The organism is Mesorhizobium sp. WSM4935, from assembly GCF_029625735.1.
Lineage (GTDB): Bacteria > Pseudomonadota > Alphaproteobacteria > Rhizobiales > Rhizobiaceae > Mesorhizobium.
Genome location: NZ_JARTVR010000017.1, coordinates 14601 through 26618 on the forward strand (window position 1 = coordinate 14601; position 12018 = coordinate 26618).

General features: G+C 65.1%; 11 protein-coding genes and 1 riboswitch. Of the genes, 7 read left to right on the top strand and 4 right to left on the bottom strand.

What is annotated here, in order from left to right; all coding sequences use genetic code 11:
- Positions 1 to 235 precede the first annotated feature (235 nt).
- Complete coding sequence (locus tag P9273_RS27485) at positions 236 to 1099, top strand: RNA polymerase factor sigma-32 (RefSeq protein WP_278051574.1); 864 nt, start codon at positions 236 to 238, stop codon at positions 1097 to 1099.
- Between the two features lie 167 nt (positions 1100 to 1266).
- On the top strand, positions 1267 to 3300 hold the full coding sequence (locus tag P9273_RS27490) for a caspase family protein (protein ID WP_278051575.1): 2034 nt from the start codon (positions 1267 to 1269) through the stop codon (positions 3298 to 3300).
- A gap of 68 nt (positions 3301 to 3368) precedes the next feature.
- Here the strand turns inward: P9273_RS27490 and P9273_RS27495 are convergent, their stop codons facing one another.
- The 4 genes from P9273_RS27495 to thiB form a co-directional block, all read right to left on the bottom strand.
- Positions 3369 to 4838, bottom strand: a complete 1470-nt coding sequence (locus P9273_RS27495; RefSeq protein ID WP_278051576.1) for a M48 family metalloprotease — start codon at positions 4836 to 4838, stop codon at positions 3369 to 3371.
- Positions 4839 to 4987: 149 nt separating this feature from the next.
- On the bottom strand, positions 4988 to 5776 hold the full coding sequence (gene thiQ / locus P9273_RS27500; RefSeq protein ID WP_278051577.1) for a thiamine ABC transporter ATP-binding protein: 789 nt from the start codon (positions 5774 to 5776) through the stop codon (positions 4988 to 4990).
- Entirely contained in the window at positions 5776 to 7389 is a 1614-nt protein-coding gene (thiP, locus tag P9273_RS27505; RefSeq protein ID WP_278051578.1) for a thiamine/thiamine pyrophosphate ABC transporter permease, read from the bottom strand. Before thiP ends, thiQ begins: the two co-directional genes overlap by 1 nt.
- Before the next feature lie 243 nt (positions 7390 to 7632).
- Complete coding sequence (gene thiB, locus P9273_RS27510) at positions 7633 to 8634, bottom strand: thiamine ABC transporter substrate binding subunit (protein WP_442920265.1); 1002 nt, start codon at positions 8632 to 8634, stop codon at positions 7633 to 7635.
- 52 nt (positions 8635 to 8686) lie between these two features.
- Positions 8687 to 8792, bottom strand: a riboswitch (TPP riboswitch).
- Between the two features lie 136 nt (positions 8793 to 8928).
- On the opposite strand from thiB, the gene P9273_RS27515 reads away from it, so the two are divergent.
- The 5 genes from P9273_RS27515 (at position 8929) to P9273_RS27535 (ending at position 11992) form a co-directional block, all read left to right on the top strand.
- Complete coding sequence (locus tag P9273_RS27515) at positions 8929 to 9573, top strand: thiamine diphosphokinase (RefSeq protein WP_278051580.1); 645 nt, start codon at positions 8929 to 8931, stop codon at positions 9571 to 9573.
- A 1-nt stretch (position 9574) separates the two neighbouring features.
- Entirely contained in the window at positions 9575 to 11389 is a 1815-nt protein-coding gene (locus P9273_RS27520; protein WP_278051582.1) for an ABC-F family ATP-binding cassette domain-containing protein, read from the top strand.
- A 62-nt stretch (positions 11390 to 11451) separates the two neighbouring features.
- Entirely contained in the window at positions 11452 to 11694 is a 243-nt protein-coding gene (locus P9273_RS27525) for a type II toxin-antitoxin system CcdA family antitoxin (protein ID WP_278051583.1), read from the top strand.
- Positions 11694 to 11807 (top strand): CcdB family protein, encoded by a 114-nt coding sequence (locus tag P9273_RS27530; RefSeq protein ID WP_278051584.1) that lies wholly within the window; start codon positions 11694 to 11696, stop codon positions 11805 to 11807. Before P9273_RS27525 ends, P9273_RS27530 begins: the two co-directional genes overlap by 1 nt.
- Positions 11808 to 11824: 17 nt before the next feature.
- Positions 11825 to 11992: a CcdB family protein gene (locus tag P9273_RS27535; RefSeq protein ID WP_278051585.1), complete on the top strand. Its 168-nt coding sequence runs from the start codon at positions 11825 to 11827 to the stop codon at positions 11990 to 11992.
- The last annotated feature ends 26 nt before the right edge of the window (positions 11993 to 12018 follow it).

Genomic DNA, 12018 nt, shown 5'->3' on the forward strand with positions numbered 1-12018 from the left:
TTGCAAAATAAGGAACCAGATTTCAAATATCGGCTCTGCCAGAAATCTGGTTCTCAGAACCGGCCAAAAATCCGCCAAGCGGCTTTTCCCGGCAGATAACAAATGCTTCCACCGGCAACATCTGGCTCCTCGGGCGGCGGAACCATCCATGCGCCTGACACGTTGCATGGCTGTTGTAGGGCGCGGCGGCGTCTTTTCAACCGCCATACGCGCAATCGTCGCAAAAGGAGCCGGCATGATCGAGGACGCGGCAGGACGGACGCTGGTCCGGGCGGCAATGAAGGCTCCCTATCTCGAGCGCGACGAGGAGCATGTGCTGGCGCTCCGCTGGAAGGAACAAAACGACCAGCACGCGCTGAACCGGATCACCGTCGCCCATATGCGCCTGGTCATCTCCATGGCCTCGAAATTCCGCCATTACGGCCTGCCGCTCGGTGATTTGATCCAGGAAGGCCATGTTGGCTTGCTCGAGGCGGCGGCCCGCTTCGAGCCCGCGCGCGAAGTACGCTTCTCGACCTATGCCACCTGGTGGATCCGCGCCTCGATGCAGGATTATATCCTGCGCAACTGGTCGATCGTGCGCGGCGGCACCAGCTCGGCGCAGAAGGCGCTGTTCTTCAACCTCCGGCGCTTGCGCGCACGGCTGGCCAACGGCGCCGAGCCGCTCTCCAACACCTCGCTCTACCGAGAGGTCTCGGCCGCGCTCGGCGTGCCGGAAGCCGACGTGGCGATGATGGATTCACGCCTCTCCTCGCCCGACAGCTCGCTCAACGCGCCTTTGGCCGACGAGAACGGCGCCGCCGAGCGGATGGATTTCCTGGTCTCCGAAGATCCGCTTCCCGACGAAATCGTCGGCGAAAGGATCGATATCCAGCGCCGCGCCGTCTGGCTGAAGAGCGCGCTCGGCGCGCTCAACGCCCGCGAGCTTCGCATCATCGAGGAGCGCAGGCTGAGCGATGACGGCGCCACGCTGGAATCGCTTGGCGAACAGCTCGGCATCTCGAAGGAGCGCGTCCGCCAGATTGAGGCCCGCGCCATGGAAAAGCTGAAGCTGGCCCTGGTGAAACAGAACCCGGGATTTTTGGCGGAAGCAGCCTGAAGCCAATCAGCGCTCGAATTCGACGATAAGACATTGAGTAAATAAGAAAAATATCGCCATCGGGGCAATTTTCCCTCATCCGTACTTCTGGATTGTGAGGTCTTTAACAGACCATTGCGTCGCAATTGGCCTCTTTGAAGCCTCCAGACAGATATGGAGGATTTGCCATGCTGCGATGCTGCGCGCTCCTTGCTGCCTTGATCCTCGTGGGCCTCACCACGTTCGAGGCGCATGCCGATCGAAGGGTGGCCCTCGTGATCGGCAATTCGCAATACCGCGAAATCCCGGCCCTCAAGAACCCGGACAAGGATGCCGAGGACGTGTCGAAGACATTCCGACTGGCCGGCTTCGAGGTCTTCGCCGCCAAGGACCTCACCAGGCTTCAGTTCGAAGAGAAGTTCCGCAACTATCTCGCGGCGGCCGACGGCGCCGATCTTGCGGTCGTCTACTATTCCGGCCACGGCTTTCAGATCGGCGGCGAGAATTTCCTGATCCCGGTCGACGCGTCGCTGAAAGACGCGGCCGACATGGAAGTCCAGGCCATCAAGGTCGATGACATATTGCGGCAGCTGCGCTCGAGATCGAAGATCCAGATGATCATCCTCGACGCCTGCCGCAACAATCCTTTCCCGCGCAAGGACTATTGGCTGCGCGACCAGTTGATCGTCGCCGGTGACAGCGGCCTTGCGCAGGTGACAGGCTCGCAGAACACGCTGATTGCCTTTGCCACCGAGCCAGGGGCGGTCGCCTATGACGGCTCCGGCGATCTCAGCCCGTTTTCATCGTCCTTCTCCCGCCGCGCGCGGGCGCCGAACCAGGAGATACGCTCGGTCATGGCGGCTGTGCGCCGCGATGTGGTCAAGGCGACCAACGGCAAGCAGGTTCCGTGGGAGAACTCCTCGCTGATCGACGACGTAGTGCTGATGCGTGGGACCGAGCAACCCGCGCCGCCGCCTGACGCCGGGCAAGACCAGCAAGTGACGGAGCGCGGGATCGAAGTCGCCGCCGCCGAAGCGATAGACAATCGCGACATCCGTGTCCCGCTCGGTGTCGGCCCGGTTCCGTTGAAGCTGGATTTCCCGGCCAAGGGTGCCGGGGTCAGCCTCAAGCTTGCGAGTTACCCGGCGACCGGAACGCTGTCCCTGCCGGATCGCGTGCTGTCGCCGCAATCGAGCCTGATGGCAGGCGAGGTCGGCAATCTGCGCTACGAGCCGCAGATCGGCTCGACCGCTCCCGTCGACATCGGCTTCCAGATCCGCGTGGGCAACGCCGCGAAACAGGCGACGGTGAAACTGTCGCCGAATGTCGATCCTTGCGACCAGGCCGCCGGCGAGCCGCTCGACCTGCAGGGCGTCGTACCGGGCCGGTTGCCGAACGAGATCGGCGGCGGAGCGGTGGACGCCTGCGAGGCGGCGGCGAAATCCTATCCCGACATTGCGCGTTTCCGTTACGAGCTGGGGCGGGCGCTGCTGGCGGCGGGCAGGATCCACGAAGCCAGGCAGGCGATCCAGGAGGCCGCGGACAAGGGTCATATCCGCGCCCTGTTCGCGCTCGGCTCCATCGCCTCGTCCGGAATGGCGACGGCCGCCGACACACCGAAGGCAGGCGACCTCTATTCGAAGGCGGCCGACAAGGGAGACCCCTACGCCATGGCTGCCTGGGGCCGCGCTTTGTTCAACGGCCTCGGCGTCGAGCGCGACATTGGCAAGGGACTGGACCTGCTGCTCCAGGCAGCGGCGATGGGGCACATCGATGCCATGAAGGAGCTTGCGGTGATCTTCAACGAAGGCCGCAACGGCGTGCCCGCCGACCCGGCTCGCGCCCTGGCTTTCCTGAAGGCGGGCATGGAGCGGCAAAACGTGTATTCGATGGGCATCCTGGGCCTTCCCGCGCGAAGCACCCCGGTGGTCATGGCATGCAAGCCCCCGAAGGTCATCACGAAGATAAAGGTGATCCGCGTGCCCGTGTCGAAACCGAAGCCCGTCACACCGACAGTTCCGGAAAAACCTGGGATCAAGCCGGTGCCAACGGAAACCGGGAGGCCACCCTGGAGTGGCAGTGGCGCCGGCGGCAGTACGGGCGGCGGCACTACCGGAGGTGGCCAAAGTGAGGGTGGCAACACCGGTGGCGGCACTACCAGTGGTGGCACTACCGGTGGTAGCCAAAGTGAGGGTGGCAGCACCGGTAGCGACGGCTTGTGACGACAACGGCCCCCGACCGGGCGATTGGTCAAGCCGGCGGCGCCCGGTCGGGCTGAACTCGCGAGTCCCTACTTGTCGGTGACGATCTTGACCTTGTCGCCGGCCGATACGCTGGCGCCCGGCGACATGGCGTTGAGCACGCGGAACAGGTCGAGCTTGCGGTCGACGCCGACCATCTGGGCCGCGAGCGAGCCCATGGTCTGGCCGGGCTGGACGGTAACGACCCGGATATGCAGCGGCTTCAGCGCCGCCTTCTCGGCTGGGCTCAGCACGCGGAAGGAGCCGCTGACCGAGCGCGCGACCGGATCCAGCGAGGTGCTGGCCGAGGGCGCCGCTGTCAGCAGCCTGTAGACCTGCCCGCCGGCGCGGATCACCGCGATGTCGAACTGCCAGCCTTGCGCGCTGGCATGCGCTATCGCTGCGTCGTTGCCGTTGATCGTCTCCTGGCGCACGCTGGCGTCTTCGAGCCCCGCCACCCAGCCGCTGCGGATGTAATCGGTGAGCGAGACCGACTTGTCGATCGCCACCCCGTCGAAACGGATGGCGATGTCGCCAGGCCCGGTCGCGGTGACCGCGGCCGCCGAATTGTCGATGACGAAACCGTCCGGCACCGTGAAGGATACGCCGAGATTGGGGTGCATGAAGGTCTGGCCGCGCACATAGCCTTCTTCCGGCGTGTCGCCGTACAGCAGGCCGTCTATGCCGGCCAGGAATGCGTCGCGGTCACGCGTGCCGACGCCGGGCGGGCCGAAATTGCGCGCAAGCCGCTGCGCCAGCTCGATACGTTGCGGTGTGTTGGGGTGCGTCGCCAGGAAGTCGAGGCTGGCGTCGGTGGCGCCGCTGACCGAGCGGAAATCCGTATAGGCCGACATCGACTGCAGGAAGCGGCCGGCGGCGTAAGGATCGTAGCCCGCCTCGCCGACCGACTTGATGCCGATGGCGTCGGCCTGCAATTCCTGGTTGCGCGAGAATTGTGCGAGCCTGAGCTTGCCGCGGATCAGCGCCGCCTTGGCGGTCGGGCTGTCGCCCAGCACGTCGGAAACCACCTTGGTCGCCAGGCCTTCCTCGGCCTCGAGCTGCTGCCGCTGCAGTCCGTGATTGGCGGTGACGTGGCCCATCTCATGCGCGATGACGGCGGCAAGCTCGGAGGAATCGTTGGCCAGCGCCAGCAACCCGCGCGTCACATAGAGATAGCCGCCCGGCAGCGCGAAGGCGTTGACGTTGGGCGAGTTGAGGATGGTGATGCGATAGGTTTGGGTCGGGTTGGCCGACACCACCGTCAGGTTGCCGACGACCTTGGCCACCATGCGTTCCAGCTTCGGATCGGAATATTCGCCGCCATAGGTGGCGAGAATCCGGGGATGCTGCGCCTTCGCCATTTCGGCGAGCTTGGCGTTGGCGACGACATTGTCGACGGTGATCGGCTTGTCGGAGGGCTGGAAGCCGCTCTCCTGCACGTCCGGCGGCGTGAACATTTGGCAGCTGGCCAGCGCCACGGCAACGCCCGCTAGCGCGAAAAATCGTGCCAGTGGCCTCATCCACACTTTCTCAGTGCCGGTCGACAGATCGGCTTCCTTTCGAAATCTTTCGGCAAATCACCAACCGGACCAGCATGGCCGGACCTAGCCACACTCCCCCGGACAAGGCAAGCAAACGCCAAATCACCCATTGCCGGTTTGGCCGTAAATTATGTCCGCTTCCGGGCAATATGTTGTGATCCGGCAGCGGTGCCGCCTCGATCGCCGATATAGCGCCTGAAGGCATCCGGTCCAGACCGATTGAAGAAATCGTCGGCCGGCCCGGCCGCCGCGATCGTGCCTTCATCGAGAAATGCCACGTCCTCGCCGATGCGGCGCGCATCGTCCGGCTGATGCGTGACGAACAGCACCGTCATTTCGCGCTCGGCATGGATGCCGGCGACAAGGTCGAGCATGTCCTCACGCAGCGCCGGGCCGAGCGATGCGAAAGGCTCGTCGAGCAGCAGTACCGGCCGGTCGCGCAGTAGCACCCTCGCCAGCGCCACGCGCTGCCGCTCGCCGCCGGAGAGCTCGCGCGGCAGCCGCTTTTCCTTACCCGTCAGGCCGACACGCGCCAGCGCCTCGGCGACGGCAATGCGGTCGGCGTCGCCGAGCCTCAGCGACGGCGAGCGGCCGAGCCCGACATTGGCTTCGACGGAAAGATGCGCGAACAAATTGTTTTCCTGGAACACCATCGACACCGGTCGCGCCGAAGGGCTCACGTTGCCGACATCGATGCCGCCGATCAGCACCTTGCCTGTATCGGGCGTTTCGAAGCCGGCTATCAGATTGAGCAGCGTCGACTTGCCGGAACCGCTCGGCCCCATAATGGCGGTGATCCTGCCGGCCGCGAATTCGGCATCGAAGCGGAAGGAAGACTCGCCATAGCTGAACGAGACGCCATCCAGCGCGACCGTGAGGCCCTTTTGCGCTGCGGTGCCGTCGATGGTCGTCGTCATCACTTTCCTTCCCGCCCCAGCCGGTCGGCGGCGACCACCAGCATCAGGCAGACCAGGCCGAGCAGCAAGGCAAGTCCCGCGGCGTCGGCGGTCCGATAGCTGCCCATGCGCGCCAAAAGCAGATAGGGCAAGGTCTGCACGGAATCGCTGCCGAACAGCGCGATCACGCCGAGATCGCCGAGCGACAGCGCCATGGCGAAGGCGAAACCGGTGGCCAGGGGCCGCCTCAAAGACGGCCAGTCGATCAGGCTGAGCCGGCTCCAGCCGGAAATGCCGAGCGTCAGGCAAAGCCGCTCATGGCGCTCGCTCGCCGCGTCATAGGCCGGGCGGATGGCACGGATGGCGAAGGGCATCGCCATCACCGCATTGACGACGACGACCATGACCGGCGCGACGGCGAAGACATCGGTGAGGTTGCGGAGCGCCAGGAACCAGCCGGCGCCAAGCACGATCGGCGGCACGACAAGCACGAAGCCGGCGCCCGTGTCGGCGGCATGTTCGAGCAGCGACATGGTGCTCCCCGAGCGGCGCCGCAGGGCAAGCGCGCGCCGCGCCGCAATCAACGCCAGCGACAGCGTCACGCTGAGCAGCGCCGCGACGAAAGCAAGGCTGGCGCTGGTGAGCGTCGCGCGGCGGACCGCCTCTTCACCCGCCAGCCGGCCGAGGTTGGCCTCCAGGCCTGATAACACCGTCGCCGCCATCGGTCCGGCGACGAACAGCAGGGCAAGCGCAATAAGGCCAGCGTTGAGCACGCTTTCGAGCCGACCCGCCGAAAGGTAGCGGCGCGGCGCCACCGGCAGATTGGCGTCGCCGACCGTGTTGGCCCCGAGCCGCATGAGAGCGACGACCATGATGAAGGTCAGCGCGATCTGCAGCAGCGTCAGCACCACGGCGCGCGCGGGATCGAAATCGAAGCGCAGCGCCTGGTAGATGGCGACCTCCAGCGTCGTCGCGGCCGGACCGCCGCCCAGCGTCAGCACGATGGTGAAGGAAGTGATGCAGAGCATGAAGACCAGCCCCGCAATTCCCGGCAAGGCGGCGCGCAGCACCGGCCATTCGATCAGCCGGAAGGCTGGCCGGGCGCCCATGCCGAGCTGGCTCGCTAGTCGCCACTGGTCGGCGGGAACGGTGCCCAGCGCCTCGAGGAAGAGGCGCGTCGCCAGTGGCAGGTTGAAGAAGACATGAGCGACCAGGATGCCGAAGAGGCCGTAGATCCCCGGCCATTCGCCGCCGCCAAGCCCGGCGAAGACGCCGGCAAAATATCCGGCCCGACCGTAGAGCGCCAAGACGCCGAGCGCGGCGACGATCGCCGGCAACGCCAGCGGCAAGGTGAACAATTGCAGGATCAGGGCGCGGCCGGGGAAGCTTGGATGCCTCGATAAAGCGCGCGCTACCAGCAGCGCCGGCGCGACCGACAGCAGCGTCGAGAGAGCCGCCTGCCACAGCGTGAAGCGGGCGACGCGCAGGAGGTAGCCGTCGAAAGCGGCGGCAGCACCGGAAAGATCATGCGCGCCTTCGACGGCAAGGCCGGCGAAGGCGCCGCCGATGAGCAGCGCGATGGCCGCAATGGCGAAGACGCCGGCGGTGACGCGGGAGTCAGCGCGCGGCTGCACGCAGCACCATTTGGGTTCGACCTAGCGAACGCCGCGTTCCTTCGCGCCCCCCTCTGTCCTGCCGGACATCCCCCCCTCTAGGGGGGAGATTGGCAGCTTTGGCGCCCCGCTCGGTACTGCGGCGTTGGAGAATGGCGAAGGTCGAGATGACAGCTGATCTCCCCCCTTGAGGGGGAGATGTCCGGCAGGACAGAGGGGGGCGCCGTAGAGCAATCATCTTGGAAGGATAATAACCAAGACCAGCTACTTGCTCATCACCGCCAGCCACTCATCCACCCAGGCCTTGCGGTTGGCCGCGACTTCCTGTGGGCTGAACAACAGGGTCTTGGTCGGCTTCACCAGTTTGTCGAAGGCCGGGTTGAGCGGCTTGTCGGTCTTTCCGGCCGGGAACATCCAGTTGGTCTCCGGAATGACGTCCTGGAACTTCGGCCCGGTCATGAAGGCGATGAACTTCTGTGCCAGCGGGTTCTTCGCGCCGGTCGTCGTGATGCCGGCAACCTCGATCTGCAGGTATTCGCCCTCCTCGAAAGAGGCCGCCTGATAGCGCTCGGTGTTCTCGGCCACCATGTGGTAGGCCGGCGAGGTGGTGTAGGAGAGTACCATCGGCGCCTCGCCCTTGGTGAACAGGCCATAGGCCTCGCTCCAGCCCGGCGTCACCGTCAGGACTCTCGACTTGAGCTTGGCCCAGGCTTCCGGCGCCTTGTCGCCATAGACAGACTTCACCCACAGGAGCAGGCCGAGGCCGGGCGTCGAGGTGCGCGGATCCTGGATGACGATCTTGTCGGTTCCGGCACCCTCGACCAGATCCTTCAGGCTCTTCGGCGGCGTCTTCAGCTTCTGCGTGTCATAGACCACGGCGAAATAGCCATAGTCGAAAGGCACGAAAGTGTCGTCGCTCCAGCCGCCCGGCACGTTGATGCCCGAGACTTCGCCATGCGGCGCGAACAGGCCGCTCGCCTTGGCATCGGAGGTAAGATTGGTGTCGAGGCCAAGTACGATATCGGCCTTGGTGCCGGCGCCCTCCAGCTTGACGCGGTTGAGCAGCGCCACGCCGTCGGCCACCGAGACGAATTCGAGATCGCAGCCGCATTCGGCCTCGAATTCCTTCTTCACCGCCGGTCCCGGACCCCAATCGGCGGTGAAGCTCTCATAGGTGTAAACGGTGAGCTTGTCCTTTGCCTCGGCAGGCGCGACGCCGGCCAGGAGCGATAAAAGACCGGTTGCAACAATGAGATTAGACAGCATTGCGCGCATCGGCGCCTCCTTCGTTCGAGTGACAAGGAATTGAGGCGCCGGATGGTCCGAAACGTCTAATCCCTCCGCCGGTACAAACCGGATCAGGTTCAGCGGGTTGGCTCGATTGCCTCTCAGCCGGATCACGTCCGGCACCCCGTTAGAGCGCTTCGAGAGATAAGCGCGGCCGAAGCGCCGCGCAAGCGGAAGTTTGCCGGGCAGCTAATGTTCTGAGGCAGGACGCGGGCCCGAAGCGCACTGCATCCGACTTCCGTTTCGCCCGGTGGGCTGGTAAGGGCGACGCCCATGGGCACATTCACCATTCTGCTTGGCGGCGAGCTCATTCGCACGCCCCGGCTCGAACGCCAGATCGAGGATTCGCGCGTCATCGCCGCCGATGCCGGCATCGGCCATGCCCGCATGCTTGGCCTGGTGCCGGAACTCTGGGTCGGCGATTTCGACTCGGTGCCGGCGAACCTGCCCGTAGATCTGGCCGCCGTTCCGCGAAAGATCTTCCCGACCGAAAAGGACATGACCGACGGAGAGCTCGCCATAGCGGAAGCGCTTCAGCGCGGCGCGACCAGCCTCCTGTTGGCCGGAGCCTTCGGCGGCAAGCGCGCCGACCACGCCTTCCTGCATCTGGCGCTCGCCATGCGGCTGGCCGAGGCGGGCACCACCGTGCTCCTGACGAGCGGCGCGCAGGAAGGCGTTCCGGTTTTGCCCGGCAGTGCCGGTTTCGACTATGCTGACGGCACCTTGTTTTCGGTGCTCGGCTTCTCCGAGCTCGCCGGGCTGACGGTCACCGGCGCCAAATGGCCGCTCGACCGCGTCGAGGTGGCGTTCGGCTCCTCGCTCACTATATCAAACGAGGTCAAAGGGCAGCTTGGCATCGCGCTGGAGCGCGGCCGGGCGCTGCTGCTGGCCCACCCCTATCCTCTTCCAGAAAGCTGATATGGCGCCGCCACTCCTCAATCTCGATGGCATTAAATTGACCTTCGGCGGCACGCCGCTGCTCGACGGCGCGGCGCTCAGCGCATCCGCCGGCGAGAAGATCGCGCTGGTCGGCCGCAACGGCTCGGGCAAGTCGACGCTGCTCAAGATCGCCGCCGGGATGATCGAGCCGCAGGACGGCGAGGTCTTCCGTCAGCCCTCGGCCACGGTCCGCTATCTGCCGCAGATGCCGGACATGGACGGCTTCGCCAGCGTGCGCGCCTATGTCGAGGCAGGTCTCGGCCCGGCCGACGATCCGCATCGCGCCACCTATCTGATGGAACATCTCGGCCTCACCGGTGAGGAACGACCGAACGACCTTTCCGGCGGCGAGGCGCGGCGCGCCGCTCTTGCCCGCGTCATGGCGCCCGAGCCCGACATCCTTTTGCTCGACGAGCCGACCAATCATCTCGATCTTTCGGTGATTGAGTGGCTGGAAGAAGAGCTTGCCCGCACCTCGTCGGCGGTGATCCTGATCTCGCACGACCGCCGCTTTCTCGAGCGCGTCTCGCGCGCCACGGTCTGGCTCGATCGCGGCCAGACGCGGCGGCTGGACAAGGGCTTTGCCCATTTCGAGGAATGGCGCGACCAGGTGCTGGAAGAAGAAGAGCGCGAACAGCACAAGCTCGGCCGCCAGATCGTGCGCGAGGAGCATTGGCTGCGCTATGGCGTGACCGCCAGGCGCAAGCGCAACATGCGCCGCCTCGGCGAATTGCAGGCCATGCGCCAGCGTTTCCGCAGCCACCGCGGTGCCGAGGGCACCGCCACCATGGTGGCAAGCGACGCCGTCGAATCCGGCAAGCTGGTGATCGAGGCCAAGGGTATCGACAAGAGTTTTGGCGATCTCACCGTGGTCAAGGGCTTCTCGACCCGCATCCAGCGCGGCGACCGCGTCGGCCTGGTCGGCCCCAACGGCGCCGGCAAGACGACATTGTTGAAAATGCTGACCGGCGAGTTGGCGCCGGATGCAGGCACCGTGCGGCTCGGTGTCAATCTGGAGATCGCGACGCTCGACCAGAAACGCGAGGCCGTCGACCCGCAGGAGACGCTGGCGCATTACCTGACCGACGGCCGCGGCGAGAACCTGCTCGTCAATGGCGAACAGCGCCACGTCGTCTCCTACATGAAGGATTTCCTGTTCAAGCCTGAGCAGGCGCGCACGCCGGTGCGCGAGCTGTCCGGCGGCGAGCGCGCGCGGTTGCTGCTGGCCCGCGTGCTGGCGCGGCCGGCGAATTTGCTGGTGCTCGACGAGCCGACCAACGATCTCGACATGGAGACGCTGGAGCTGCTGCAGGAGCTGGTCGCGGGCTTTGCCGGAACCGTGATCCTGGTCAGCCACGACCGCGACTTCCTCGACCGTACCGTCACCAGCGTGATCGCGCCGGAGGGCAACGGCCGCTGGATCGAATATGCCGGCGGCTATTCCGACATGCTGGCACAGCGCGGTGGTTCCAGACTGGAAGACCGCAAGGCGAGGCCGAAAGCCGAGGCCGCCGAGGTCGCGCCGAAGGCCGAACAGGCAGCGCCGAAGGGTCCCGCGAAAAAGCTCTCGTTCAAGCAGAAATTCGCGCTGGATTCCCTGCCCAAGAAGATCGAGGCGGTGACAGCCTCGATTTCGCGGCTGGAGAACAACATCGCCGACCCGTCCTTCTACGAGCGAGACCCGGTCTCCTTCCAGAAGACCATCGCCGCGCTCGACAAGGAGCGCACGACGCTCGCCGCGCTCGAGGAAGAGTGGCTGGAACTGGAGATGCTGCGGGAGGAGATGGAGGGGTAGTACCGTCTTCGTTGCAAAGGCGGCAAGTGCGCATAAGATATGCGCATAATGAGGACGCCGTCATGCGCAAGATAGCAGCGAACGCGGTCCGCCAACCGGCTAATCTGTCGATCGATTCTCAGCTCATGGCGGAAGCCAAGCGACTCAACGTGAACGTATCGCGCGCGGCGGAGGCGGGGATAGCGGAAGCGGTCGCTGCCGAGAAGACGCGGCTATGGAAGCTTGAAAACCGCGCGACGATGGACGCTTGGAACGACTATATCGACAAGCATGGCATCCCGCTCGCCGAGCATCGGCAATTCTGATGGCGCGCTATGATGTCTTCGCCAGCGGCATCGAAGGCGGCTATTTGCTCGACGTTCAATCCGACCTGCTCGACCACTTCAAGACTAGGGTCGTCGTTCCGCTCTGCCGCTGACCTAGACGCCTTCGCCGATGCGCAAGCTGCATCCGGTCTTCGAGATCAACGGGCGGAAGATGGTGATGGCCACTCACCTGATCGCGACAGTGGCTGCGACCGAACTCGGTGAAAATCGAACCAATCTCATAAGCCCCCACGACGAGATCGTCGCTGCGCTCGACATGCTGTTTCAGGGCTTCTGAGCGGCGGCGGCTTAAACTGCCTCACC

Excerpts from the sequence above, each read along its gene's own strand:
- P9273_RS27485 (WP_278051574.1), top strand. The coding sequence starts at position 236 with ATGATCGAGGACGCGGCAGGACGGACGCTGGTCCGGGCGGCAATGAAG.
- P9273_RS27490 (WP_278051575.1), top strand. The coding sequence starts at position 1,267 with ATGCTGCGATGCTGCGCGCTCCTTGCTGCCTTGATCCTCGTGGGCCTC.
- P9273_RS27495 (WP_278051576.1), bottom strand. The coding sequence starts at position 4,838 with ATGAGGCCACTGGCACGATTTTTCGCGCTAGCGGGCGTTGCCGTGGCG.
- thiQ (WP_278051577.1), bottom strand. The coding sequence starts at position 5,776 with ATGACGACGACCATCGACGGCACCGCAGCGCAAAAGGGCCTCACGGTC.
- thiB (WP_442920265.1), bottom strand. The coding sequence starts at position 8,634 with ATGCTGTCTAATCTCATTGTTGCAACCGGTCTTTTATCGCTCCTGGCC.
- P9273_RS27515 (WP_278051580.1), top strand. The coding sequence starts at position 8,929 with ATGGGCACATTCACCATTCTGCTTGGCGGCGAGCTCATTCGCACGCCC.
- P9273_RS27520 (WP_278051582.1), top strand. The coding sequence starts at position 9,575 with ATGGCGCCGCCACTCCTCAATCTCGATGGCATTAAATTGACCTTCGGC.
- P9273_RS27525 (WP_278051583.1), top strand. The coding sequence starts at position 11,452 with ATGCGCAAGATAGCAGCGAACGCGGTCCGCCAACCGGCTAATCTGTCG.
- P9273_RS27530 (WP_278051584.1), top strand. The coding sequence starts at position 11,694 with ATGGCGCGCTATGATGTCTTCGCCAGCGGCATCGAAGGCGGCTATTTG.
- P9273_RS27535 (WP_278051585.1), top strand. The coding sequence starts at position 11,825 with ATGCGCAAGCTGCATCCGGTCTTCGAGATCAACGGGCGGAAGATGGTG.